Below are 20,688 nucleotides of genomic sequence, written 5' to 3'. Positions count from 1 at the left end.
TTTCTACAAATATAATAAAAGGCAATAAAAAAAGTGCCCGGGGGCACTTTCTAAACAGTTGCTGCTGTTTTCTTTTTTAGTATTGCCGCGACTAAAAGCGATATTACTATGCCAATGGGCAGTATTTCTATATAGGTGTACAAAGCAGCAAATAGTGGATAATCCTCATAAAACTGCTCATATTCTTTTATCTGTGAAACTTCGGTGGCAATTTTCTCAGCGGGTACGCCAGCCGCAGCAAGCGACTGCCCGTGCATTTCGGCCATTTTAGCCCAGAAATTATCCAGTATAAAATAATACTCTATAAGCCAGGTTACTACATAAATTGTAGAAGCGATTAGGCTTATATATAACCCCATCAGGAATGCCTTTTTAAATGTGATTATCCCATTGTTGTATTTGTCGCGGTAATTTTTAACCGCCACAAAAATGAGTGATAAACCAAGCAGCATAGATGCGAAGCCATAATACATGGCGCTTTGCATATCTATTGCTTCGGGAAAGATAGTGAATACGATAAAGCCAATAATACTGATAAAGCCCGCAACCAGGCCAAAGGCCCATACATTTTTTTTCATAATAGTTTTGTTTTTGTTTTACAACAGCAAAGTTGCCTTAGTTACCGTTTACAGCACTCATACTTTTGGGTGATTCTTTATCATACAGGTATTTTAATACTAAAGTATCAGGCTATAATACCCATTTGCCTCGCCTTTTCCACCGCCTGCGTGCGGCGTTTAACTTCAAGCTTTTCATACAGTTTAGAGGTATGTGTCTTAACCGTATTAAGCGATAAAAACAGTTTACCCGCAATTTCAGCATTGCTCAGCCCGGTGGCTAAAAGTTCCAGTACTTCTGTTTCGCGTGGGCTGAGGTTTAAAGATGCAAGCGCTTCTTTATTGCGTACAAAATCATTTGTGTGTTTAACATAAACAGTTTTTTCTACCACTACCACCTCTTTTTTTGGCGTTGCAACTTTAAGGGCTATCCATATGCCAAGCGCTGTAAATATTACTGCTATTATACCAAAGTATATATCCTGTGCATGGCTCATAATAAGCAGCCTTATTTCGAGCCAGCGCATAACAAACAGCAGCAGGGCAAGCGCACAGCCGTAAACAATTACAAGTTTATGTTTCAAAAAAAATGCCCTGAACATATGGTGGTGTTTAGGGCAAAGATAAAATTATTTTTGTTCTTCAAGTCCCAGGGTCTGCCGCAGCAATTGCTCAAAAACAGGCTCTGAAGGGTAAGGCATATCGGCATTAACAAAATTACCTTCGGGGTCTATAAGGATAAACCTCGGTATACTCTCGGCATTGTAGTCTTTACTAAACTGCTTTTCGTTATTAATATGAAGTTGCAATACCGATTTTGACTTTGTTTTAGCCTCTACCAGCCATTTATCAATCCTGGCATCTATACTGGCTGCAATAAACTGTGTGTTATTGTTTTTATACTTAACAGCCATTTTTTCAAAATAAGGTGACTGGTAAACACATGGCCCGCACCAGGTTGCCCAAACGTCTATCGCTACATATTTACCACGGAAGTCGGCAAGGCTTACAGGCTGGTTATTCATTGTTACAGCATCAAACAATGGCGCTTCCATTCCTTTGGATAGCTTGTTTATAATTTCTTTTTTATAATTTATAATGTTGTTGTAACGCTCATTTTTAAACATTGCCGTATACAGGCCTGCAAGGCTGTCGCGCTCTTTTTTATCAGAGGCTTCTTTAATACTTTTTTCCAGTTGCTTAAAAAGTATTTTGTCTTTAAAGTCGCCTTCGGGCATTTTTGCAATAGCACGTAATGCTTTAGCGTTTTCACTTACATCCTCTGTATCCGCTTTGGTTATCTGAGACGAAACATAATTAAAATACTCTTCGTTACTTAAAAGCCCCTGCTCATTAAGCGGTACGGTTTTTTTCATTTCTGCAATTTCAGGGGTTTCTTTCGTTTCCTTATCAGGATATAAAGCTGCCCTCTTTTTCAGGAAATCTTCCCAGAGGTTAAGATAGGTGAGTGTTAGTATCTTTTTGTTCTGCGTTTTAAAGTCGTCTCTCGGCACATAATTATCAACTGTTTTAAAGTTGTCAGACTCGTTCATCTTATCCTTCCATTCGCTAACCAGTTCATCAATTATACGCTCTTCATCATCCAGGCCAATGTTTTCTTCAATATAATAGCTTACGCTGCTCCAGCTGTATTTATTATCTTTTTTGTAGCGGTTTTCAGCAAGGCGGGTTCCCGTTACTTCCGCATCGGCTGCCTGTCCACGTTTTGTTACAGCAATGTGCAGGCTGTCGTTGCTTGACATTGCAACATTGATAGCTCCGGCTTCGCCTATCGCAACCTGGTATATATCCAGCGGCATATTCTTCTTTATCTCATAATGGAATTTATTATCTTTAACATCTATTTCAGCAATAGTGTCGTTAATAAATGCGTCACGAACATAGAGCTTATTAATAGGCGTATCAGAGTCTATTGTACCGGCAATTATAGTTTTACCATACGGTTGCATTACATCAGGCGTAAGGGTATAAGCCAGTAATCCGCCAAATACAGCAAGAACCCCAACAAGCATGGCTGCCCTTTTAGGTGTGCCAAATGCAAGTTTAAGCGTTTTGTGCCTGTACCACTGGAAACCAAAATATAATACAATAACAGAGCATAATAAACTCACTATTGCCGAATAGGTAAACCAGTATCCGAGTTCGCTGCCCTTTTTATATGTTGAAACTTTGCCAAGCAAATCTATTGGGTACCACTCCGGTACTATGCCCATCGCTGTAAGGAAAAGATAAGCAAGCAGCAGGAAGAACCCCACAAGTATAGACCATATAAAACTTGGCATTATTACCGATATCATATACTGGAATGCGGTAAGGTACAACCCGGCAATAAACAGCCTTGCGGCAATAAGCAACGCGTCTGCAAGAGCAGGGGTAAGTGCAGCGTTTTCAGGCACTCCATTTACCATTGAGGTAATCCACCCAAAAAGATAGCAGCCTGCAATAAGCGATATTATAGTGATGAGGTTTGCTGTAAGTACCACGGTAAACTTAGAAAAATAGATGGATGCCTTAGTTAAAGGCTGGGTTTCCATAAGTTGCCATCCTCCGTTCTTATGGTCAAGCTGTGTTATCCTGCTTACCGTTATAATAATCATAAGCGGGAAAAAGAATGTAGCAAAAGGGTCGAGGCAGTTTTCTATAAATTTTATATAATAGTTATAAGGCAGCTGGTTGCGCTCCTGCATTAGCTGTGTAAGGTTTACTATAGTTAATATAACAGGTGAAATAACACCTAAAATTGCCGATGTTACATACAGCCCTGTGCCTTTTTTCTTTATGTGTTCGGCTTTTAATGCCGTAATGAAGTTTTGCATTGGTTTTGTTTTAGTTGGTTGTACATTAACGGATGAGCGACATAAACCATTCTTCAAGACCGTTGAGTATCTTAATTTCATAAATGCCCGCACCCGACTCTACAAGCTTTTTGGTAAACTGCGGAATCTCTTCGCGGTTTGGCAGCTCTAAAATAACCTGTGAAGTATTTTCCAGCATTGCGTCCGGGTATTCCGTTAACAGCTTTTCGTGCCATTCGGGTGCATTGCTCAGGGTTAGCTGTATCTTGCAAACACCCGAAAACTTTGAAAGTTCTTCAATAGTGCCTTCAAATTTTAGCTTGCCATGGCTTATAATACCCACATGAGTGCACATTTTTTCAATTTCTGCCAGCAGGTGGCTCGATACAAAAATGGTAATGCCTTTTTCTTTGTTCAGTTTTACCAGCAGTTGCCTTATATCGCGCATACCATTAGGGTCTAAACCGTTTACAGGCTCATCAAGCAGCAATATATCAGGTTCGTTAAGCAGGGTTATGGCAATTGCCAGCCTTTGCTTCATACCCAGTGAGTATTGTTTTACCTTTCTTTTTGCATCAGTAACAAGATCAACCAGTTGTAATACTTCTACAATGCGGCTTTCGGGTACGTTGCGCAGCTTTGCAATATATTTAAGGTTATTATAACCGCTAAGGTGCAGGTATAATGCAGGGCTTTCTACAAGCGCGCCTACATTATTAAACACCTGTGGCAGCTGTTCTTTAAGCGGCTTACCGAAAATAGTTATAGCGTTTTCCTGTTCAGGCAAAATACCTGTAAGGAGGCGCATAGTAGTAGATTTACCCGCGCCGTTAGGCCCTAAAAACCCGTAAATGGAACCTTTTGGGATATTAAGCGAAACATTGTCTAAAACTTTCTTATGTTTAGAAAAGCGGAAGTTAAGTGCATGTGTTTGTATTATGCAGTCTGCCATAATAGTTAAGTTGGTGGTTAAAGGTTTGCTAATATAATAAATTGCCGCCGTATCTTGTAATAGTTAGCCTACGGTATTATATTTGAAGTATAAACGCAGAAAATGAAAATTGTTATATCTCCCGCCAAAACACTTGATTACGAAAGCAAGCTGCCCACCCGCAAACATAGTGTGCCCGCTTTTTTGGAGCAGTCTGAAACAATACAGGAAACCCTGAAGGAAAAGTCGCAACCGCAGCTTATGGAGCTTATGGATATTTCTGATAAGCTTGCGGAGCTGAACTGGCAACGCAACCAGGAATGGGAAACGCCGTTTACAACCAAAAATGCCCGACCCGCCGTTTATGCCTTTAACGGAGATGTTTATACAGGCCTTGATGCTTATACTATACCCACATCTAAACTGAATAAATTACAGAATACCTTACGGATACTTTCAGGGTTATATGGGCTGCTTAAGCCATTAGACCTGATACAGCCTTACCGTTTGGAAATGGGCACTAAACTGGAAGTAGGGGAGCACAAAGATTTGTATGATTTTTGGAAGAACACTGTAACCGAAGCGCTTAATAACGAGCTGAAGGATGATGAGCTATTCCTTAACCTTGCCAGCCAGGAATATTTTAATGCCGTTGACGAAAAAGCACTTAAAGTACCGGTTGTAACCTGCGAGTTCAAAGATTATAAAGATGGCAAGTTGCGCATGGTTAGTTTTTTTGCCAAGAAAGCAAGGGGGATGATGGTGCGCTACATACTTGATAAGAACATCCGTTCACTAAAAGGCATAAAAGGTTTTGATTATGAAGGGTATCGTTATGACCCTAAGCTATCGGATAAAACAACACTTGTTTTTACAAGATAAAAAAAGGCTGTCTATATTTAGACAGCCTTTTTTTATGGAAGTTTTTCAACTAAATAGTGGTAGTTGTAAAACAGGCCATCGTTGCCTATTGTAAAGCGCCATTCAAGCATGTTCTCATTAAGGTAGTCAACCATATGTGCTTTGCCGGTTTGCCCGTTAAGGTTTAGTGTAAGTACATTGCCTGTGGTTTGATAGGTGCCTTCTGCATACAGCACTTCAGGAAAGCAGTTTTCATAAACATCAAATGTGCCATCCTCAAAAAATGTGAATGTGTAAACATCGTCAGCGGGTTCATCAGCATCACAATCTACATCATAAGCCATGTCATTTAAGCTCAGCCCTACCGTTTTCCAACTGCCAACTACGCTTCCTGTATACGGATTGCGTATGCCGTTATTATCTACAGGGTCATTGTCATCAGAACTGCAACTGAAAGCAGTAAAGGCCATTAATAATATAATAAACTTTTTCATGTCAAATATTTTAGATACTGCTAAGGTAATTTCTGAATTACTAACATGTGGTTAATTACTTTGTAAAATAATCTTAAAAAACAGTTTCAATACGTAAACTTCAGGAAGAATAAGTATAATGAAAATCTATACAGATATTTTAGTTGTTTAACTTTCAGAATTTTAATGGGCTTTTATTAAAGTTATTATATAATATTTATCCAGTTTTGTAATATGCGCTTACCAAAAGGCGTGAGCACAGATTCAGGGTGAAACTGTACACCACGCACATCTAAAAAACGGTGTCGCAATGACATGATATTGCCATTTTCATCTACAGCAGTGGTTTCTAAAACATCAGGTAATGTGTAGGTATCGGCACACCACGAATGATACCTTCCCACCGTTAGCGGGCTGCTTAAACCCATATACAGCGGCTCATCATTCACAGTAAAATCAATTTGTGAAGCAACCCCGTGATGCACCTGCTGAAGGTTTATCAAAGAGCCGCCGAATACTTCTGCAATAGCCTGCTGCCCCAGGCAGATGCCCAATATGCTTTTTGTGTCGGCAAACTTTTTAATTATGGGTTTTAGTAACCCTGCCTCATCAGGTATACCGGGGCCGGGTGAAAGCAGTATTTTAGAGAAGGGTTCTACATCGGCAAAAGTAACTTCGTTATTGCGTAAAACCGTTACATCACAATCAAGGTCTTCAAGGTAGTGTACAAGATTATAGGTGAAACTGTCGTAATTATCAATAACAAGAATTTTTGCCATAGTATTTTAATTATATGCAAAAGTAAAAAACATTTAAGCCGGATATTAATAAAATTATAAATCTACTATTTTAGTAGAGTAATGTGTCGGTGCAAGTATTTTTTTCTTTAAATTTGTTAGGAACTAATAACTTAATAAATGTTTTTAAACCTTATGCACATGGCCTGCAACTGTTGCCCTCTACTAATGAGAGGCTTTTGCCGTTATGTAAATCGGGTTTAAAAACCGGTACTTTAACAGCTAAGCTTCTCAGTAATGAGAGGCTTTTTTTGTTTATTAATTATTTATATCAATATGCAGCAACATCCTGTTTATACCGCAAACCAAAGACAGCAGGCCAATCTTCCGGATAAAGAAGCAATAGCCGTTTGGATAGAAGATTTCTTTGAATGGCTTTTTTGCATTGGCAGCGAGTATTGTGACTACAATTATTTTGAAGCGAAACAAAAAGCCCTCGAAAGTATACTGAGGGAACAGCTTGCGCTTTCAGGGTATCCGAAAGATAAAATAAGCACATTCAATCACTTCCTGAATGAGAAAACGATTTTACTTCATCAAAAACTTGAGGACGACCTTAAGGCTATTTTTGAGTTTGACCCCGCCGCAAAAAGCAGGACAGAAGTATTGCTTACCTACCCCGGTTTTTTTGCCATTGCCGTTTACCGCATAGCCCATGAGCTATGGCTAAATAATGTACCGGTACTGCCGCGCATGATGAGTGAATATGTACACAGCAAAACAGGCATAGACATACACCCGGGAGCACAAATTGGCGAGCGGTTTTTTATAGATCACGGCACCGGTATTGTTGTTGGCGAAACAACAGTTATTGGTAATGATGTGAAAATGTACCAGGGCGTAACGCTTGGTGCGTTAAGCGTTAGCAAAGCCGATGCTTCTGTTAAGCGCCACCCTACTATTGGCAATAATGTAACCATATATGCCAACGCCACCATACTGGGCGGCAATACTACTATTGGCGACGGCTCGGTTTTAGGTGGCAACGTATGGATAACCCACTCGGTACCACCGCACTCGCTGGTGTATCACAAAAGTGAAGTAGCCATTAAAACGCGTGAAACTTTTCCTGAACCTTTAAACTTTGTAATATAATTATCCGAATATATATGAAAGCAAATTCAATTTTAGAAGCCATAGGCAAAACGCCGCATGTAAAGATCAATAAACTTTTTGGTAATCATGATGTATGGATTAAGCTGGAGCGTAACAACCCCGGCAGCAGCATTAAAGACCGTATTGCACTCGCAATGATAGAAGATGCCGAAGCTAAAGGATTGCTAAAGCCCGATAGTGTTATTATAGAGCCTACATCGGGTAATACGGGTATCGGCCTTGCGCTGGTTGCTGCTGTTAAAGGCTACAAGCTCATTTTGGTTATGCCCGAATCTATGAGTGTAGAGCGCAGAAAGCTGATGTCTATATACGGCGCACAGTTTGAACTTACACCACGCGAAAAAGGTATGAAAGGCGCAATAGAAAAGGCTGCTGAGCTTACCGCAAATACACCAAATGCATGGTCGCCAAGCCAGTTTGATAACAATGCTAACGTTGAGGTACATAAACGCACAACTGCACAGGAAATTCTCGCTGACTTTCCGGATGGGATAGATTATATGATAACAGCTGTGGGTACCGGGGGGCACATAACAGGTGTTGCTGCTGTATTAAAAGAAAAGTTCCCTAACCTAAAGGTATTTGCGGTTGAGCCGGAAGCATCACCCGTATTGAGTGGCGGAGCGCCGGGCCCGCACCCTTTGCAGGGTATTGGTGCAGGGTTTGTACCTTCAATATATGAGAGCGTACTGATAGATGGTGTTATAACCGTTAGCAGGGATGAAGCCTTTGATTATGCCCGTCAACTTGCTGCTAAAGAGGGTATATTGGCCGGTATATCTACAGGTGCATCTTTAGCGGCAGTGAGCAAGAAAATAGCTGATATACCCGAAGGTGCAACTGTGCTTACATTTAATTATGATACAGGTGAGCGTTACCTTTCGGTAGAAGGTTTATTTTAAAATCAGGTATATATAACAATAAAGCCCACCGCAAGCGGTGGGCTTTATATATCAACTTAAAATTCGGAAATTAAAACTGAAGGTTTACTGTCAGTTCAAAGTCATCATAAATTACATTGTCACCAAGTCCGTCAAAGATACTGCCTGATTTATACTCAATACCATACTTAGTCCTGTCTACCTTAAAAGATGTAGTAGCAGAGTTTTTGTTTACAGTAAGGTCAAACGTTACAGGTTTGGTTATGCCTTTAATGGTTAGGTCGGCAGTTACGGTATAAACATTGCCGCTTTTAGGTTTTACAGAAGTAAACACAAGGGTAGAGGTGCCATATTTGTCAGTACCGAAGAAATCGGCTGCTTTAAGATGGCCTTCCAGTTTTTCTTTACCTTCACCGGCTTTAAGGTCGGTTACTTCAATAGAGTTCATGTTAACGGTAAAGCTGCCGCCTGTAAGCTTGTTGTTTTTAAACTTAAGTACGCCATCTTTAAAGTCAAGCGTACCACTGTGCTCTCCGGTAACTTTTTTACCTACCCATTCGATTTCGCTTTTGGCAGTGTTGATCTTTTTGTCCTGAGCCGAAGCGGTTATAGTGCCAAGGGCAACTACCAGTGCAAGTGCAATTGATTTTAAATTCTTCATTTGTTTTTACTTGTTAAAATTAAATTAGGTATTGAATTAAATAGTGATAAATAGTTCTTGTTTAGGTTTCCTTACCTTTTTAAGGTTTTGGAAGTTATCATCGCTGTGGCGGTAACCCACCGCTGCAATTACTGATGTGGTAAGCCCTTTGTCATTAAGGTTAAGAATTTCATCTACCTTGTTAGCATCAAAGCCCTCCATAGGTGTACTGTCTATTTTAAGCACTGCGGCTGCATTTATAAGGTTAGAAAGGGCGATATAAGCTTGTTTGCCTGCCCATGATTGATTTTCTTTTTCATTCCGGCTGTCGATAGAACCTTTAATCATGCCTTCAAAATCTTTCAGGCTTTCTTTCTCTACATTACGTGTCTCGCTTATGTTGTCCATATAATCTTCAACATGCTCATCGCCCAGGTTTTTCTCCACAGCAAAAATGAACAGGTGAGAGGCATCGGCAAATACATTTTTATTATTGCCCATAGCAGCCTCGGCAAGCTTGTTTTTAGCTTCGTCACTTTCTACCACCACAACCCTGTATGGCTGTAACCCGGCAGAAGACACACTTAGCTGAACCGCTTCTTTTAGCGTTTCAAGGTCATTATTACTTACTTTTTTAGAAGCGTCATATTTTTTGGTGGCATAGCGCCAGTTAAGGCTTTCAATAAAATCAGTCATAAATTTTTTGTTTTAATTATCCCCTGTATTTTTCAAGGAGGTTATTTAATAAATGTAGTTCGTCAGTTTCAAGATTAGCTGCATAGCTGTTTTCATGCGCTTCAACTTTAGGGTCAAGCTCTTTTAGCAGGGCAAGGCCTTTTTCAGTAATGGTTATATCCATTTTACGCCTGTTTGCCGAACACACTTCACGTATTACAAGGTTTTTAAGTAAAAGCTTATCAACGAGCCTTGTTGTATTGCTGGTTTTGGCAATCATACGTTCTTGTATTACGCACATGTTGGCAGGCTTACCTTTTTGCCCGCGCAAAATGCGCAGTACATTAAACTGCTCCGGCGAAAGGTCATAAGGCTTAAGCAGCTCATTAAAACTTTCAGACAATATGTTTTGTGTGTATGTTATATTCAACAGCGTTTTTTTGCCAAGTGGCATTTCCGTTGTTGATTTTATAGCATCTTCAATCTTCATAATTGTAAATACAAAATTTGTATGTACAAATGTAATATATTTTATTATTGTATATACAAATGTGTTGTTAAAAAATGCTTAAAATTTTTTAGCGCTTATTTTTTGGTTAATTTTATCATTCAGAACATAAGAGATAAAATGACGAATTATTTAAAAAAAATTGCCTTGGTATTGCTTTTAATTGGCTTTACTGCGTGCAAAGGCGAGAAGGAATCAACTACTGAAGAACCTGCGCCAAAACCAATTAAGGTTTATAAAAAAAATGGCATAAGTGTAAAAGCATATGACTACTCGGGACTTGAATATTTCCTGACAAAAGAGAATGACACAACTTATGTGGTTAACTTTTGGGCTACATGGTGTGTACCCTGTATAGAAGAGCTTCCGCATTTTGAAAAGCTTAATGCAAAGTATAAAGATGATAAAGTAAAGGTAATACTGGTGAGCCTCGATATGCCTAAGATGGTTGAGAACAAGCTATTGCCATTTATTAAGGAGAACCAGCTTAAGAGTGAGGTGCTTTACCTGCGCGACCCGGATGCCAATTCCTGGATACCAAAAGTTGATTCAACCTGGAGTGGGGCTATACCCGCCACACTGATTTATAACAGGGATACCCGCAGGTTTTTTGAACAGTCTTTTAGTTATGAAGAGCTTGAAAAAGAAGTAAGCCTTATTAAATAATAAATCATAAACAATTAATCATAAGTATATAAAATGAAGACAGTAAAATTTTTAGGACTTTTTATAGCAGCCGGCCTGCTTGCAGCCTTTACCATTGCTAAACCTGCCGCAGGTTATAAAGTAGGCGATGTGGCTACCGACTTCAGCCTTAAAAACGTTGATGGTAAAAAAGTATCATTAAAAGATATGAAAGATGCCAAAGGCTACATCGTTATTTTTACCTGTAACCATTGCCCGTATGCTCAGGCGTATGAAGACAGGATTATTGCACTTGACAAAAAATATAAAAAACTGGGTTACCCGGTAGTGGCTATTAATCCTAACAACCCGGTTAAGCAAAAAGATGACAGTTTTGAGAAAATGCAGGAGCGTGCAAAAGAAAAGAAGTTTACATTTCCGTACCTATTAGATGAAGGGCAAAAAATATACCCACAATATGGCGCAACCAAAACACCTCATGTTTACATATTGCAAAAAACCACAAAAGGCAATGTAGTAAAATATATTGGGGCTATTGATGACAATTATGAAGATGCATCTGCCGTAAAGGTAAAGTATACAGAAGATGCTGTTAATGCTCTACTTAAAGGCAAAGAAGTCCCGGTAAAAGAAACAAAGGCCATTGGCTGCTCTATTAAAGCATAAACGAAAATTTTTAAATGGATTTATCTCAAAACGAATGGTGGGAACAGGCACAGCAGGATGAAAATGCCGTTATACTGGATGTGCGCACCGAAGACGAATGGAACCGTGGTATTATACCCGGTGCAATAAATATTGATATTTATAAGGGACAGGGCTTTATTTATCAGGTAGAAGAACTTGATAAAGACAAAAACTATTATGTGTATTGTGCTGCAGGCGCGCGTAGCGGGCAGGCGTGCAACATAATGAACGAGCTTGGTTTTAAAAATACTTATAATCTTGCCGGTGGTATTTCCCGGTGGAGCGGGCCTGTCACCATGCCCTGATGTAAAAAAGCAACCTTACGGGTTGCTTTTTTATTTTTGGCTATAGCCACTTAGTACTTAACTATCAACGCTAACTGTAAGCACATTTTTTTTCGGAAATCTTAGATTTAATATCAAGTAAATGTATTTGTTGTTATTTTTGATAAAAGCATTTTTATGTCAGCCGATTTAAAATTCTGGTACCTGAGAGACCATAAATTGTTCAGGACACTCAGTTTTTCGCAGATAAAGCAGTTATGCATAATAACCGGATATAAAAAAGCCGGTAAGGGCGATATCATCTATTTTTCTTCTACAGATGTACCCCGTATCTTTTTCCTGAAAAAAGGAAATATAAAAATTGTTTCGGTAGATAAATCAGGTAAGGAAATGATTAAAGATATTATCCAGAAAGGCGATCTTTTTGGCGAACTTACCCTTGAAACCGACAGTGAAACCTATGAATATGCACAGGCACTTACCGACGAGATAATAATTTGCAGCTTCCTGCTTTCCGATTTTGAGAACCTGTTGCTTAAGCATCCTGAGCTTGCATTATCCTACACCAAATTTGTGGGGCTGCGCATGCTTAAATGGAAAAACAACTATACTAATCTTATCTCTAAAGATGCTAAGGCAAGGCTGCTGATGTTCTTAAAAGACTGGGCAAAAAAAGAGGGCAGGGCCGAAGGGGAGAAAGTATATATAGAAAACTACCTTACCCAAAATGATATTGCCCAGATTATATGCACCTCAAGGCAGACAGCCACACAACTGCTTAATGAGCTGGAAGAAAAACAGCTTATTACCTATACCCGCAAACAAATTATAATAAACGACTTTACCGCTTTTGAAAAATAGCAGGTTAATTATTATGCTTCTAAATTTTCTCTCTGGAACGTATAAATCAATTTTATTGACTTTTTTTACACTGGATGTAAAGTAGCCGACAAATTGCTGCTTACCGATGAAATAGCTTTGTATCATTAAACCCGATGATATGAAAAAAGCTATTTTTTTATTTGCATGTATATTCACCCTGATATCATGTGAAGCAGAGGGCGAACTCACAAGGTCGCTTCCAACCGTTGTAATAGATGAAACTGCCACTCCGTTGTTTGAAGGCAGCTTTCAGCCTACCTCGGGTATCAATGCAACGGGGAAGGTAAAAATATACCTTGAGAGCGGTATCCACAGGCTTGATTTTGAAGATTTAACCGTATCAAACGGCCCCGACCTTAAAGTGTACCTTTCTACCGCTGCGTATCCGCAGCAGTTTGTAAACCTCGGTAACTTTAATGCTAATAATGTTTATACCATCCCGCAGGTTGTAAATGTTTCAGATTATTCCCATGTGCTTATACACTGCCAGCAATACAACCATCTGTTTGCTTATGCACCATTACAGCCAATACAATAATTATGAAACGCTTATTCCTTTTATTTGCTTTTATGGTGTTACAATCGGTAGCGGTTTTCCCGCAGGGTTGCAGTGATGCCGGTATCTGCTCTTTAGACAGTTACGTGCATGATAACAACACATTTAAAAATATCATTTCTATAAGCCCGGGTTATGCTGTAGGAGATGCAGATGTAACTTACTTAACCGGAGCATTGTCTTACACAAGGATTGTAAACCCTAAATGGACTTTAAATGGCAGGGTGACATACTCGCAGGCAGAGGGCAGCTTTGGTACCCGCGGACAGTTTGGTGATGCTTTTGCAACCGCTGCCTATATAGTTAAACAGAAAGAACTGAGCCATTGGATAGTAAATTTCGGAGCTAAGTTTCCGTTTACACAGTCTAACCTAAAAATAAACGGATTCTCCTTACCGATGGACTATCAGGCAAGCCTCGGCACTTTTGATGCGCTGGCGGGTGTAAATTATGTGTATGCTTCCCTAAGCCTTTCTGCCTCTGTGCAATATCCGGTTATAAACATTAATAAAAACTCTTATATAGCCGAATTTTCGGGAACAGACGACTTTACCACTACTAATTTGTTTGAACGAAAACCCGATGCACTGCTAAAAGGGGAATATAACTATAGCATAGGCAGGTTTAATATAAGGCCATCTGCATTGTTTATATATCATTTAGATGAAGACTCATATGAGGATATTTTTGGTAACAGGCAGGAGATAAACGGCTCAGAGGGATTAACCGTAAACGGGGCTTTGGAAATTACATACAGCGCTGATAATAGAAACAGCATAGAGCTTTTAGCGGCTACACCATTTGTAGTACGCGAAGAGCGCCCGGACGGGCTTACAAGGGGTTTAGTACTCACTATTTCATATAACTATAAATTTTAAATAAACATGAAAAAATTAATTGTATTAATGCTTCTGCTGGCAGCCTTGCCGGTTGCAGCCCAACAAAAAGTAAATACAGATAAACAGGGTATAGCGGTTTCGGGTTATGATGTTGTAGCCTATTTTACCGAAGATGCAGCACGCAAAGGCAATAAAGACATTTCTTTTAAACACGAAGGGGCAACATATTTTTTTGCTACAGAAGCCAACCGCAAGCTGTTTACAGAAAACCCTGAAAAGTATCTGCCACGTTTTGGCGGCTGGTGTGCCTATGGTATGTCAGAAGGATATAAAGCATCTACAGACCCGAAAGCATTTACCGTTTATAACGGCGTGCTCTACCTAAATTACAGCCTTGGGGTAAGGGAAGAATGGCAAAAAAATAAAGATGCCCGTATTAAAAAAGCCGAAGCCAACTGGCCTGTGGTATCACAAGAATAATTCTCACACTTTAAACTATTTATAAAATGAAAAAGTATGTCTTTTTAATCGTGGCATTTTTATGTGCCTGTGCTTCTCAGGCACAAAACAAGGATGCTAAGCATTATAACCTGGAAAACAAGTTAGCCATACAGGGCTACGACCCTGTGGCATATTTTACTGCGGGCAAAGCCGTGAAGGGTAAAAAAGAAATTACTGCCGCACACAATGGTATAGTTTACTATTTCTCTACAAAGGCTAATAAAGAAGCATTTGTAAAGAATCCTGCCCAATATGAGCCGCAATATGGCGGATGGTGTGCCTATGCTATGGGCAGCAACGGAGAAAAGGTAGAGATAGATCCTGAAACCTTTAAAATAATAGAGGGTAAACTTTACCTGTTTTACAATGCCTACTTTAATAACACGCTGAAAAGCTGGAACAAAGACGAAAAGAACCTTAAGAAAAAGGCAGATGCCAACTGGAAAAAACTAACCGATAATTAACCTGCCATGAAAAATATTTTTATCTGGGTGTTACGGCTCACAGCAGCCATAATACTGTTGCAAACCCTTTTCTTTAAGTTTACCGGCGCGCCCGAAAGTATCTATATTTTCAGTACACTTGGTGCAGAGCCTTTCGGCAGGATAGGTTCCGGCATAATAGAACTTATAGCCGCTATTTTAATATTGATACCACGTTATACCCTTTTTGGCGCACTTGCAGGGGCAGGCACAATGGCAGGGGCTATAATGGCCCATTTGTTTATCTTAGGAATATCGGTGCAGGGTGATGGCGGAGAGCTGTTTGCACTTGCGCTTATAACTTTCTTTTGCTGTGCAGTACTTATTTACGTAAATAAGAATAAATTACTCATTATATTTAAAATAAAAAAATAGCTTATGCTTTTCCAGTCTGTTACACACAATCTCTCGCAACTTTCGGTGCTTTTAAAGCAAATGACCGATGATTTTTATACCATGCCCGTAACAGAATTAGGAGGGGCATCTGTAGGCGAACACATAAGGCATATTATAGAACTGTATGAATGCCTTCTGAGCCGCTATGATGAAGGTGTTGTAAATTATGACGACCGTAAACGTGATAAAATCCTGCAAAGCAATAAATCTGCCGCAACAGCGCGTATTGAAGTAGTATCTGCCGCTTTATTAAAACAGAATAAAAACCTGATACTACAGCAAAGGGTAGGCAGCACGATGATGGAGTTTGAAAGTAATTACTACAGAGAACTTTTGTATAATTTTGAGCATACCATACACCACCAGGCATTAATAAAGGTAGCGCTTATACATATAAAAGATATTGCCATATCTGAAGATTTTGGTGTTGCCCCTTCAACTTTAGAATACAGGAAAAATGTGCACAGTTAGTTTTGTAAGAGTAAACAGTAAAGTAATAATTACATCTAACCGCGATGAAAGGCGGGAGCGCCAGCCGTTGTTAACGCCACAAAGCGCAGTTATAAATAACAAAAAAATATTTTTCCCAAAAGACCCTCAGTCAGGAGGCACATGGTATGCAATTGATGAGTTTGCCAATGTAGTGGTGTTGCTGAACGGGGCATCCGGTAAACATGAGCGAAAGGCACAGTACCGCAAAAGCAGGGGGCTTATTGTTTTAGAGATTATAAGTAAACCCTCGCCATTTGCTTATTGGAAAATTTTAAACCTTGCAGATATCGAGCCTTTTACCATTGTTTTGTATGAAAAAGGAGATTTATTTCAGCTGCGTTGGGACGGACATATAAAAGAAGTACATGTTTTAAATGCGGATAAAAGCTATATATGGTCATCGGCTACATTATATAATGATGAAGTGAGGCAGCAACGCGAAACATGGTTCCAGGTATTTCTTTCTTCAGTGAAAGATATAACCCCGGCATTGGTAAGAGATTTTCACCAGTTTACAAATGCAGAGGACAAAGAAAACGGACTTGTTATAAACCGTGTCGAAGGACCTGTTACCCTGAGTATAACGCAAACTGCTATAGAGGCCAACAAGGTAGAGTTTGAATATGCAGACCTGATTGAAGATCAAAGCTTTAGTAAAACATTTATATCAGTTTAAAATTTGAGACTCTTTATACATAAAATACGGCATTGGGAGTATTGGCCTTTTTGGGCGCTGTATTTTCCTGTTTTTTTTATCTGGGCGTGGTATTCGCTAAAGGCACGTAACTTGTTTTTCTTTAATGCAGCCAACCCGTCCATGCGTAACGGCGGCTTTATTATGGACAGCAAGATGCAGATATACAACCAAATGCCTGCGGGCTGCTATCCTAAAACAATACTTATACCTGCTAATTCAGCTTTCGGTAAGGTAAAAGACTTACTCGAAGAGAACAGTATGGCTTATCCTGTTATTGCAAAGCCCGACATGGGGCTAAGGGGCAGTGCTGTAAAAAAAGCTGACAGTGAAGCGGTATTAGAAGCCTACCACCAAAAAGCAAGGTTTGATTATCTTGTACAGGAATTTATACCTTATCCTAACGAGGCAGGGATATTTTTTGTGCGTTTTCCGGGCGAGGACAGGGGAAGGATTACAGGTATTGTTGCCAAAGAGCTGCTTACCGTTACGGGAGATGGTACATCTACCATTATGCAGCTTGTAAGGCAGGACCCGCGGTTTGAAATGCAGTTGAGTACTCTTATAAAAGAAATGGGATGGAGGCTAAGCCAAATACCACAAACAGGCGAGAAGGTTAACCTTGTGCCGCTGGGCAACCATTGCAGGGGCGCAAAATTTACCGATGCAAGCCACCTTATTTCAGATAAGCTGAACGATGTAATTAATGCTATCGCGCTTAAGATGCCCGATTTTTACTTTGGTAGGTTTGATGTAATGTTTAATAGCTGGCAGGAGCTTGAAGGTGGTATAAACTTTAATGTTGTAGAAGTTAACGGGGCCGCAAGCGAGCCGACTCATATTTACGACCCTGAACATAGTATCTTTTTTGCATGGAAAGAACTGATAAGGCATATTGGCTATATGTTTAAAATAAGCTCACAAAACAATCGTAGAGGCATACCTTACCTTTCTTTTTCTGAAGGGATGGAGCAATACAGGCAGCACAAGAGGCTTGTAAAACAGTATGAAAAGCTATGAAGCCGCAAATTAAAAATACTGTAGCAGGATTTATAATTAGTTTTATAGGCTCGGTGCCATTAGGGTACCTTAATGTTATTGGCTATGGGATATATAAAGAGTACGGGGCTCTTGCGCTTACAGAATACCTCGGCGGTATCCTTTTGGCTGAGGCCGTTTACCTTTATGGTATCTTGTATCTGCTGAAAGACGTCGGTTTAAAAAGCGGACTCATTAAAAAGCTTAGTATCGCAAGTATAATATTCCTTTTGTTACTGGCTTTCTTTTACTGGCCTTCATCGCAAAACTACCAAAATGATGAGTATGCCCCTGCAAAAATAATTGTAATACCTTTTTTAACAGGCTTAGTGCTTAACGCCCTTAATTTTACACAAATACCGTTTTGGGCAGGATGGAACTTATATCTTTTAAGCAATAAATCGGTAGATTTTACGGCTAAGCTCAAACACTATTTTGTTGCCGGTGCAGTTACGGGTACCTTTTTGGGTATGCTGACGCTGGTTTTTTTACTAAGCGCAGTTCCCGAAAAAATTATAAGCCCTTCGGTACTGCAATATATCTATCCGTTTATTTTTATTGCGCTTGCGGCATACCAGTTATTTAAGCTCCTGAAGTTGCATTACAGGCAAAAAAGCATATCAGCCTGAATAAAGTATGTTTATTTACACGAAACCTTATTTGCTAAACTAAAACCAGCCGTGTTACATATTCTTTAGGTGTTGTACCGGTATGTTTTTTAAAAGCCCTGTTAAATGTGGCTTTGCTGTTAAAACCGCAGTCTATAGCTATCCCTATAAAGGTACTCTCTTTATGCTCCCCGTTTTTAAACTTATCAATTACAGCCTCAATCCTGTATTTATTGATATAATCGTTAAAGTTTAAATTAACCCCCTTATTAATTAACCTGCTCAGGTAATGAATATTCAGTTTCATACAGTGCGCCAGTTCTGGTAGAGACAGTTCGGGGTTTTCATACCACCTTTCCTGTTTCATCATTTTGTTCAGCATAATGATATCTTCATCAAAATCTTCGGTAGTATGCTCTTTTGTAATTTCATCTTGGCTTTCGTGTGGTACATAATCCAATAACGCAGAAGATACAACTCCTCGCAAAGCCGGTTGCCTGTTATTAAGCACTCCAATATTTTTTATTCTGCCCAGTGTCCACCCTTCAAAATGTAATACAGACCTCTCAGTATTCGTGTAGCCTTCAATAGCAATATAGTAGTTAAGCAACGCAAAAACTATAAAATACCACCAGTTATCTATATAGTTGGCATCAAAAATCAGGGAATATATCTCCAGTACCAACCATGCGCAAAAGATAAAAACCACTGCTGTTAAAAAATTGCGTATCCACACAAATGAAAAAGCATCTGCGTTGCTAAGGTAGTTAAGGGTTACTTTACGGTAAGCGTTATAATATCTAAGCGCTGTAATAAAGTAAACAAGCATGCTTATAAACCCCGCAGCCTGATACCATTCATCAAAATCACGGTCCTGCCCATCCTGTAAAAAATAATAGCCTTTATAAATAAACCTGTCATATATAAACATGAAAAGGCTATATGCTATATACAACAGCCCGGGGAGAAAGTGGATGTGATACTTTTTCCTGAACCTGAAACCGGGGTTAAGGAGGCTCAGTACATAAAAGAACATTACAGGCCCTAAAAAGAAAAGGTGCTGAAATGGCACGTAAAACATTATATCCCTGTATGGCTGTTGGTTGTACCATCCTGCAAAACCCAGCATCCACGGGCATACATATAAAAAGGATAGCAGCAGGAAAATACCAAGCCAACCATCTGATGCATATCCATCTTTTAAATAACGCCTAAGGCACATACCGCTATATACCAGCAGATGCACAAGAAATACTAACAGCAGCGAGCTGTAGAAGCTAAAATTAAACTGCATAGGCTACTTATTAAAGCACCGAAGATAACCTGTTCGTAATAAAGGTATTAAATTATCTGATTGCTGTGTAAAGCCAAATTGGTTTCATATTATAATTAGCTACCTGCTTTACATTGTGCCGGGCTAATTTAGCTGCATAAACAATAACAAATATGAGAACATTTATTCTTAGCCTTACCAAGCCTGTTGCGTTGCCGGCGCTGTGGCAGGATATTATGGTTAGTATCCCCAGGCTTATCTGCGGATACTTCATGGCATTTAATTTTGGCGCTGCAAAGTTTGGTATGCCGTGGTCTGACAGTAAACTGAACCTCGGTTTTTTTGAAGTGGCCTATTGGTTTCCGTCTGATGTAGCTGAATTTGGCGGCATCTTTGCGCAATTCCCTTCTTTCTTTGCATGGATGGGCGCTTTCAGCGAAGCTGTAGGAGGCCTCTTGCTAATGTTGGGTTTCCAGACAAGGATCGCTTCACTTCTTATCTTTTGCACTATGATGGTGGCTGCCTTTTGCCAGCAATTGCAAAACGGCTACTGGAACATGCTGCCTGCGCTTGGTTTCGGTTTTATCTGCATATATACATTTGCGCTGGGCTCTGGCAGGCTTGGCGTTGATTACTTAATTACTAAGAAAACCAAATAATGAAAAGGATAATTATTTTAATGATGCTTGCTGTAGTAGCCGCATCATGCGTACAGGAAGTAAAAAAGCATACGGTAACCTTTCGTTTAAGTGCTGAAGGCATAACACAGGGGAGTAGAGTAGCCATAAAAGGTACAGATAAGCCTCTTAGCTGGGAGCAGGATGTTGTAATGCCTTATGACAGTACATCTGGCTATTATACCGCCACAGTGACTTTTTATACAGGCTATTTATTTACTGAATATAAATATACTGCTAATGGGGTGTATGAGCTTGAAGGGCAGGAAAACAGGGAAGTAATATTTAATGAAAGCGGTAACACCGTAGTATCAGATGTTTTTAATAAAAGATAACACAATTTAAAGCAGTGCTGTTTCAGTATCGAAACAGCTGTCTC

General features: G+C 39.6%; 28 protein-coding genes. 18 read left to right on the top strand and 10 right to left on the bottom strand.

Annotation, left to right across the window (positions count from 1 at the left end; all coding sequences use genetic code 11):
* Window positions 1-50 precede the first annotated feature (50 nt).
* From Q0K96_RS02585 to Q0K96_RS02570, 4 genes are all read right to left on the bottom strand, one after another.
* Entirely contained in the window at window positions 51-578 is a 528-nt protein-coding gene (locus Q0K96_RS02585) for a DUF4199 domain-containing protein (RefSeq protein WP_297332450.1), read from the bottom strand.
* A 107-nt stretch (window positions 579-685) separates the two neighbouring features.
* Window positions 686-1,141 (bottom strand): response regulator transcription factor, encoded by a 456-nt coding sequence (locus Q0K96_RS02580; RefSeq protein ID WP_297332449.1) that lies wholly within the window; start codon window positions 1,139-1,141, stop codon window positions 686-688.
* 45 nt (window positions 1,142-1,186) lie between these two features.
* The gene (locus Q0K96_RS02575) at window positions 1,187-3,394 is read right to left on the bottom strand and encodes a redoxin family protein (protein ID WP_297332448.1); all 2,208 of its coding nucleotides are present in this window, start codon (window positions 3,392-3,394) and stop codon (window positions 1,187-1,189) included.
* Between the two features lie 25 nt (window positions 3,395-3,419).
* Window positions 3,420-4,325, bottom strand: coding sequence for an ABC transporter ATP-binding protein (locus Q0K96_RS02570; RefSeq protein WP_297332447.1), 906 nt, complete (start codon window positions 4,323-4,325; stop codon window positions 3,420-3,422).
* Window positions 4,326-4,427: 102 nt separating this feature from the next.
* Here Q0K96_RS02570 and yaaA point away from each other — a divergent pair, with 102 nt between their 5' ends.
* A complete protein-coding gene (yaaA, locus tag Q0K96_RS02565) occupies window positions 4,428-5,186 on the top strand; it encodes a peroxide stress protein YaaA (RefSeq protein ID WP_297332446.1) in 759 nt (252 codons plus the stop codon).
* A gap of 32 nt (window positions 5,187-5,218) precedes the next feature.
* On the opposite strand, the gene Q0K96_RS02560 is transcribed toward yaaA, so the two are convergent.
* Both Q0K96_RS02560 and Q0K96_RS02555 read right to left on the bottom strand, forming a co-directional pair.
* Complete coding sequence (locus Q0K96_RS02560; RefSeq protein WP_297332445.1) at window positions 5,219-5,659, bottom strand: hypothetical protein; 441 nt, start codon at window positions 5,657-5,659, stop codon at window positions 5,219-5,221.
* A gap of 185 nt (window positions 5,660-5,844) precedes the next feature.
* Window positions 5,845-6,417: an aminodeoxychorismate/anthranilate synthase component II gene (locus tag Q0K96_RS02555; RefSeq protein ID WP_297332444.1), complete on the bottom strand. Its 573-nt coding sequence runs from the start codon at window positions 6,415-6,417 to the stop codon at window positions 5,845-5,847.
* A 294-nt stretch (window positions 6,418-6,711) separates the two neighbouring features.
* Between Q0K96_RS02555 and epsC the strand changes: the two genes are divergently transcribed.
* Both epsC and cysK read left to right on the top strand, forming a co-directional pair.
* Window positions 6,712-7,530: a serine O-acetyltransferase EpsC gene (epsC, locus tag Q0K96_RS02550; RefSeq protein ID WP_297332443.1), complete on the top strand. Its 819-nt coding sequence runs from the start codon at window positions 6,712-6,714 to the stop codon at window positions 7,528-7,530.
* 14 nt (window positions 7,531-7,544) lie between these two features.
* Window positions 7,545-8,453, top strand: coding sequence for a cysteine synthase A (gene cysK, locus Q0K96_RS02545; RefSeq protein ID WP_297332442.1), 909 nt, complete (start codon window positions 7,545-7,547; stop codon window positions 8,451-8,453).
* Between the two features lie 70 nt (window positions 8,454-8,523).
* On the opposite strand, the gene Q0K96_RS02540 is transcribed toward cysK, so the two are convergent.
* Genes Q0K96_RS02540 through Q0K96_RS02530 form a run of 3 tightly spaced genes read right to left on the bottom strand, consistent with a single transcriptional unit; the run spans window position 8,524 to window position 10,237 of the window.
* Window positions 8,524-9,093 (bottom strand): YceI family protein, encoded by a 570-nt coding sequence (locus Q0K96_RS02540; protein WP_297332441.1) that lies wholly within the window; start codon window positions 9,091-9,093, stop codon window positions 8,524-8,526.
* A 36-nt stretch (window positions 9,094-9,129) separates the two neighbouring features.
* Complete coding sequence (locus Q0K96_RS02535) at window positions 9,130-9,768, bottom strand: NAD(P)H-dependent oxidoreductase (protein ID WP_297332440.1); 639 nt, start codon at window positions 9,766-9,768, stop codon at window positions 9,130-9,132.
* 16 nt (window positions 9,769-9,784) lie between these two features.
* Window positions 9,785-10,237: a MarR family transcriptional regulator gene (locus tag Q0K96_RS02530; RefSeq protein ID WP_297332439.1), complete on the bottom strand. Its 453-nt coding sequence runs from the start codon at window positions 10,235-10,237 to the stop codon at window positions 9,785-9,787.
* A 138-nt stretch (window positions 10,238-10,375) separates the two neighbouring features.
* Between Q0K96_RS02530 and Q0K96_RS02525 the strand changes: the two genes are divergently transcribed.
* The 13 genes from Q0K96_RS02525 (at window position 10,376) to Q0K96_RS02465 (ending at window position 18,380) form a co-directional block, all read left to right on the top strand.
* On the top strand, window positions 10,376-10,921 hold the full coding sequence (locus Q0K96_RS02525; RefSeq protein ID WP_297332438.1) for a TlpA disulfide reductase family protein: 546 nt from the start codon (window positions 10,376-10,378) through the stop codon (window positions 10,919-10,921).
* Between the two features lie 33 nt (window positions 10,922-10,954).
* Entirely contained in the window at window positions 10,955-11,566 is a 612-nt protein-coding gene (locus tag Q0K96_RS02520; RefSeq protein WP_297332437.1) for a thioredoxin family protein, read from the top strand.
* 14 nt (window positions 11,567-11,580) lie between these two features.
* On the top strand, window positions 11,581-11,892 hold the full coding sequence (locus tag Q0K96_RS02515) for a rhodanese-like domain-containing protein (RefSeq protein WP_223051963.1): 312 nt from the start codon (window positions 11,581-11,583) through the stop codon (window positions 11,890-11,892).
* A 156-nt stretch (window positions 11,893-12,048) separates the two neighbouring features.
* Entirely contained in the window at window positions 12,049-12,732 is a 684-nt protein-coding gene (locus Q0K96_RS02510) for a Crp/Fnr family transcriptional regulator (protein WP_297332436.1), read from the top strand.
* Window positions 12,733-12,871: 139 nt separating this feature from the next.
* Window positions 12,872-13,291, top strand: coding sequence for a DM13 domain-containing protein (locus tag Q0K96_RS02505; protein WP_297332435.1), 420 nt, complete (start codon window positions 12,872-12,874; stop codon window positions 13,289-13,291).
* Window positions 13,292-13,293: 2 nt separating this feature from the next.
* Window positions 13,294-14,187: a hypothetical protein gene (locus Q0K96_RS02500; protein ID WP_297332434.1), complete on the top strand. Its 894-nt coding sequence runs from the start codon at window positions 13,294-13,296 to the stop codon at window positions 14,185-14,187.
* A 6-nt stretch (window positions 14,188-14,193) separates the two neighbouring features.
* Window positions 14,194-14,628, top strand: coding sequence for a YHS domain-containing (seleno)protein (locus Q0K96_RS02495; protein ID WP_297332433.1), 435 nt, complete (start codon window positions 14,194-14,196; stop codon window positions 14,626-14,628).
* Window positions 14,629-14,654: 26 nt separating this feature from the next.
* Window positions 14,655-15,113, top strand: coding sequence for a YHS domain-containing (seleno)protein (locus tag Q0K96_RS02490; RefSeq protein WP_297332432.1), 459 nt, complete (start codon window positions 14,655-14,657; stop codon window positions 15,111-15,113).
* Between the two features lie 6 nt (window positions 15,114-15,119).
* Entirely contained in the window at window positions 15,120-15,506 is a 387-nt protein-coding gene (locus Q0K96_RS02485; protein WP_297332431.1) for a DoxX family membrane protein, read from the top strand.
* A gap of 3 nt (window positions 15,507-15,509) precedes the next feature.
* Window positions 15,510-15,998 (top strand): DinB family protein, encoded by a 489-nt coding sequence (locus Q0K96_RS02480; RefSeq protein WP_297332430.1) that lies wholly within the window; start codon window positions 15,510-15,512, stop codon window positions 15,996-15,998.
* Entirely contained in the window at window positions 15,985-16,695 is a 711-nt protein-coding gene (locus Q0K96_RS02475) for an NRDE family protein (protein WP_297332429.1), read from the top strand. Before Q0K96_RS02480 ends, Q0K96_RS02475 begins: the two co-directional genes overlap by 14 nt.
* Before the next feature lie 3 nt (window positions 16,696-16,698).
* Window positions 16,699-17,733: a D-alanine--D-alanine ligase gene (locus tag Q0K96_RS02470; RefSeq protein ID WP_297332428.1), complete on the top strand. Its 1,035-nt coding sequence runs from the start codon at window positions 16,699-16,701 to the stop codon at window positions 17,731-17,733.
* Entirely contained in the window at window positions 17,730-18,380 is a 651-nt protein-coding gene (locus Q0K96_RS02465) for a hypothetical protein (protein ID WP_297332427.1), read from the top strand. The genes Q0K96_RS02470 and Q0K96_RS02465 overlap by 4 nt, the downstream gene beginning before the upstream one ends.
* A 34-nt stretch (window positions 18,381-18,414) precedes the next feature.
* Here the strand turns inward: Q0K96_RS02465 and Q0K96_RS02460 are convergent, their stop codons facing one another.
* Window positions 18,415-19,653, bottom strand: coding sequence for an AraC family transcriptional regulator (locus Q0K96_RS02460; protein ID WP_297332426.1), 1,239 nt, complete (start codon window positions 19,651-19,653; stop codon window positions 18,415-18,417).
* Between the two features lie 152 nt (window positions 19,654-19,805).
* Here Q0K96_RS02460 and Q0K96_RS02455 point away from each other — a divergent pair, with 152 nt between their 5' ends.
* Together Q0K96_RS02455 and Q0K96_RS02450 are read left to right on the top strand one after the other, a co-directional pair.
* Window positions 19,806-20,291, top strand: a complete 486-nt coding sequence (locus Q0K96_RS02455; protein ID WP_297332425.1) for a DoxX family protein — start codon at window positions 19,806-19,808, stop codon at window positions 20,289-20,291.
* A complete protein-coding gene (locus Q0K96_RS02450; RefSeq protein WP_297332424.1) occupies window positions 20,291-20,644 on the top strand; it encodes a hypothetical protein in 354 nt (117 codons plus the stop codon). Before Q0K96_RS02455 ends, Q0K96_RS02450 begins: the two co-directional genes overlap by 1 nt.
* Window positions 20,645-20,688: the final 44 nt, after the last annotated feature.

This window comes from Flavobacterium sp. (assembly GCF_024305175.1).
Taxonomy (GTDB): domain Bacteria; phylum Bacteroidota; class Bacteroidia; order Flavobacteriales; family Flavobacteriaceae; genus Flavobacterium.
Note: the sequence above shows the minus strand (reverse complement) of the source record. Positions and strands in the feature narration are given on the sequence as shown.

Coding starts and splice junctions, on each gene's coding strand:
- Q0K96_RS02575 (WP_297332448.1), bottom strand. CDS start 3,394: ATGCAAAACTTCATTACGGCATTAAAAGCCGAACACATAAAGAAAAAA.
- Q0K96_RS02465 (WP_297332427.1), top strand. CDS start 17,730: ATGAAGCCGCAAATTAAAAATACTGTAGCAGGATTTATAATTAGTTTT.
- Q0K96_RS02485 (WP_297332431.1), top strand. CDS start 15,120: ATGAAAAATATTTTTATCTGGGTGTTACGGCTCACAGCAGCCATAATA.
- Q0K96_RS02555 (WP_297332444.1), bottom strand. CDS start 6,417: ATGGCAAAAATTCTTGTTATTGATAATTACGACAGTTTCACCTATAAT.
- Q0K96_RS02490 (WP_297332432.1), top strand. CDS start 14,655: ATGAAAAAGTATGTCTTTTTAATCGTGGCATTTTTATGTGCCTGTGCT.
- Q0K96_RS02525 (WP_297332438.1), top strand. CDS start 10,376: ATGACGAATTATTTAAAAAAAATTGCCTTGGTATTGCTTTTAATTGGC.
- Q0K96_RS02515 (WP_223051963.1), top strand. CDS start 11,581: ATGGATTTATCTCAAAACGAATGGTGGGAACAGGCACAGCAGGATGAA.
- epsC (WP_297332443.1), top strand. CDS start 6,712: ATGCAGCAACATCCTGTTTATACCGCAAACCAAAGACAGCAGGCCAAT.
- Q0K96_RS02535 (WP_297332440.1), bottom strand. CDS start 9,768: ATGACTGATTTTATTGAAAGCCTTAACTGGCGCTATGCCACCAAAAAA.
- Q0K96_RS02530 (WP_297332439.1), bottom strand. CDS start 10,237: ATGAAGATTGAAGATGCTATAAAATCAACAACGGAAATGCCACTTGGC.
- Q0K96_RS02455 (WP_297332425.1), top strand. CDS start 19,806: ATGAGAACATTTATTCTTAGCCTTACCAAGCCTGTTGCGTTGCCGGCG.
- Q0K96_RS02450 (WP_297332424.1), top strand. CDS start 20,291: ATGAAAAGGATAATTATTTTAATGATGCTTGCTGTAGTAGCCGCATCA.
- cysK (WP_297332442.1), top strand. CDS start 7,545: ATGAAAGCAAATTCAATTTTAGAAGCCATAGGCAAAACGCCGCATGTA.
- Q0K96_RS02560 (WP_297332445.1), bottom strand. CDS start 5,659: ATGAAAAAGTTTATTATATTATTAATGGCCTTTACTGCTTTCAGTTGC.
- Q0K96_RS02460 (WP_297332426.1), bottom strand. CDS start 19,653: ATGCAGTTTAATTTTAGCTTCTACAGCTCGCTGCTGTTAGTATTTCTT.
- Q0K96_RS02500 (WP_297332434.1), top strand. CDS start 13,294: ATGAAACGCTTATTCCTTTTATTTGCTTTTATGGTGTTACAATCGGTA.
- Q0K96_RS02520 (WP_297332437.1), top strand. CDS start 10,955: ATGAAGACAGTAAAATTTTTAGGACTTTTTATAGCAGCCGGCCTGCTT.
- Q0K96_RS02540 (WP_297332441.1), bottom strand. CDS start 9,093: ATGAAGAATTTAAAATCAATTGCACTTGCACTGGTAGTTGCCCTTGGC.
- yaaA (WP_297332446.1), top strand. CDS start 4,428: ATGAAAATTGTTATATCTCCCGCCAAAACACTTGATTACGAAAGCAAG.
- Q0K96_RS02510 (WP_297332436.1), top strand. CDS start 12,049: ATGTCAGCCGATTTAAAATTCTGGTACCTGAGAGACCATAAATTGTTC.
- Q0K96_RS02475 (WP_297332429.1), top strand. CDS start 15,985: ATGTGCACAGTTAGTTTTGTAAGAGTAAACAGTAAAGTAATAATTACA.
- Q0K96_RS02585 (WP_297332450.1), bottom strand. CDS start 578: ATGAAAAAAAATGTATGGGCCTTTGGCCTGGTTGCGGGCTTTATCAGT.
- Q0K96_RS02505 (WP_297332435.1), top strand. CDS start 12,872: ATGAAAAAAGCTATTTTTTTATTTGCATGTATATTCACCCTGATATCA.
- Q0K96_RS02495 (WP_297332433.1), top strand. CDS start 14,194: ATGAAAAAATTAATTGTATTAATGCTTCTGCTGGCAGCCTTGCCGGTT.
- Q0K96_RS02480 (WP_297332430.1), top strand. CDS start 15,510: ATGCTTTTCCAGTCTGTTACACACAATCTCTCGCAACTTTCGGTGCTT.
- Q0K96_RS02570 (WP_297332447.1), bottom strand. CDS start 4,325: ATGGCAGACTGCATAATACAAACACATGCACTTAACTTCCGCTTTTCT.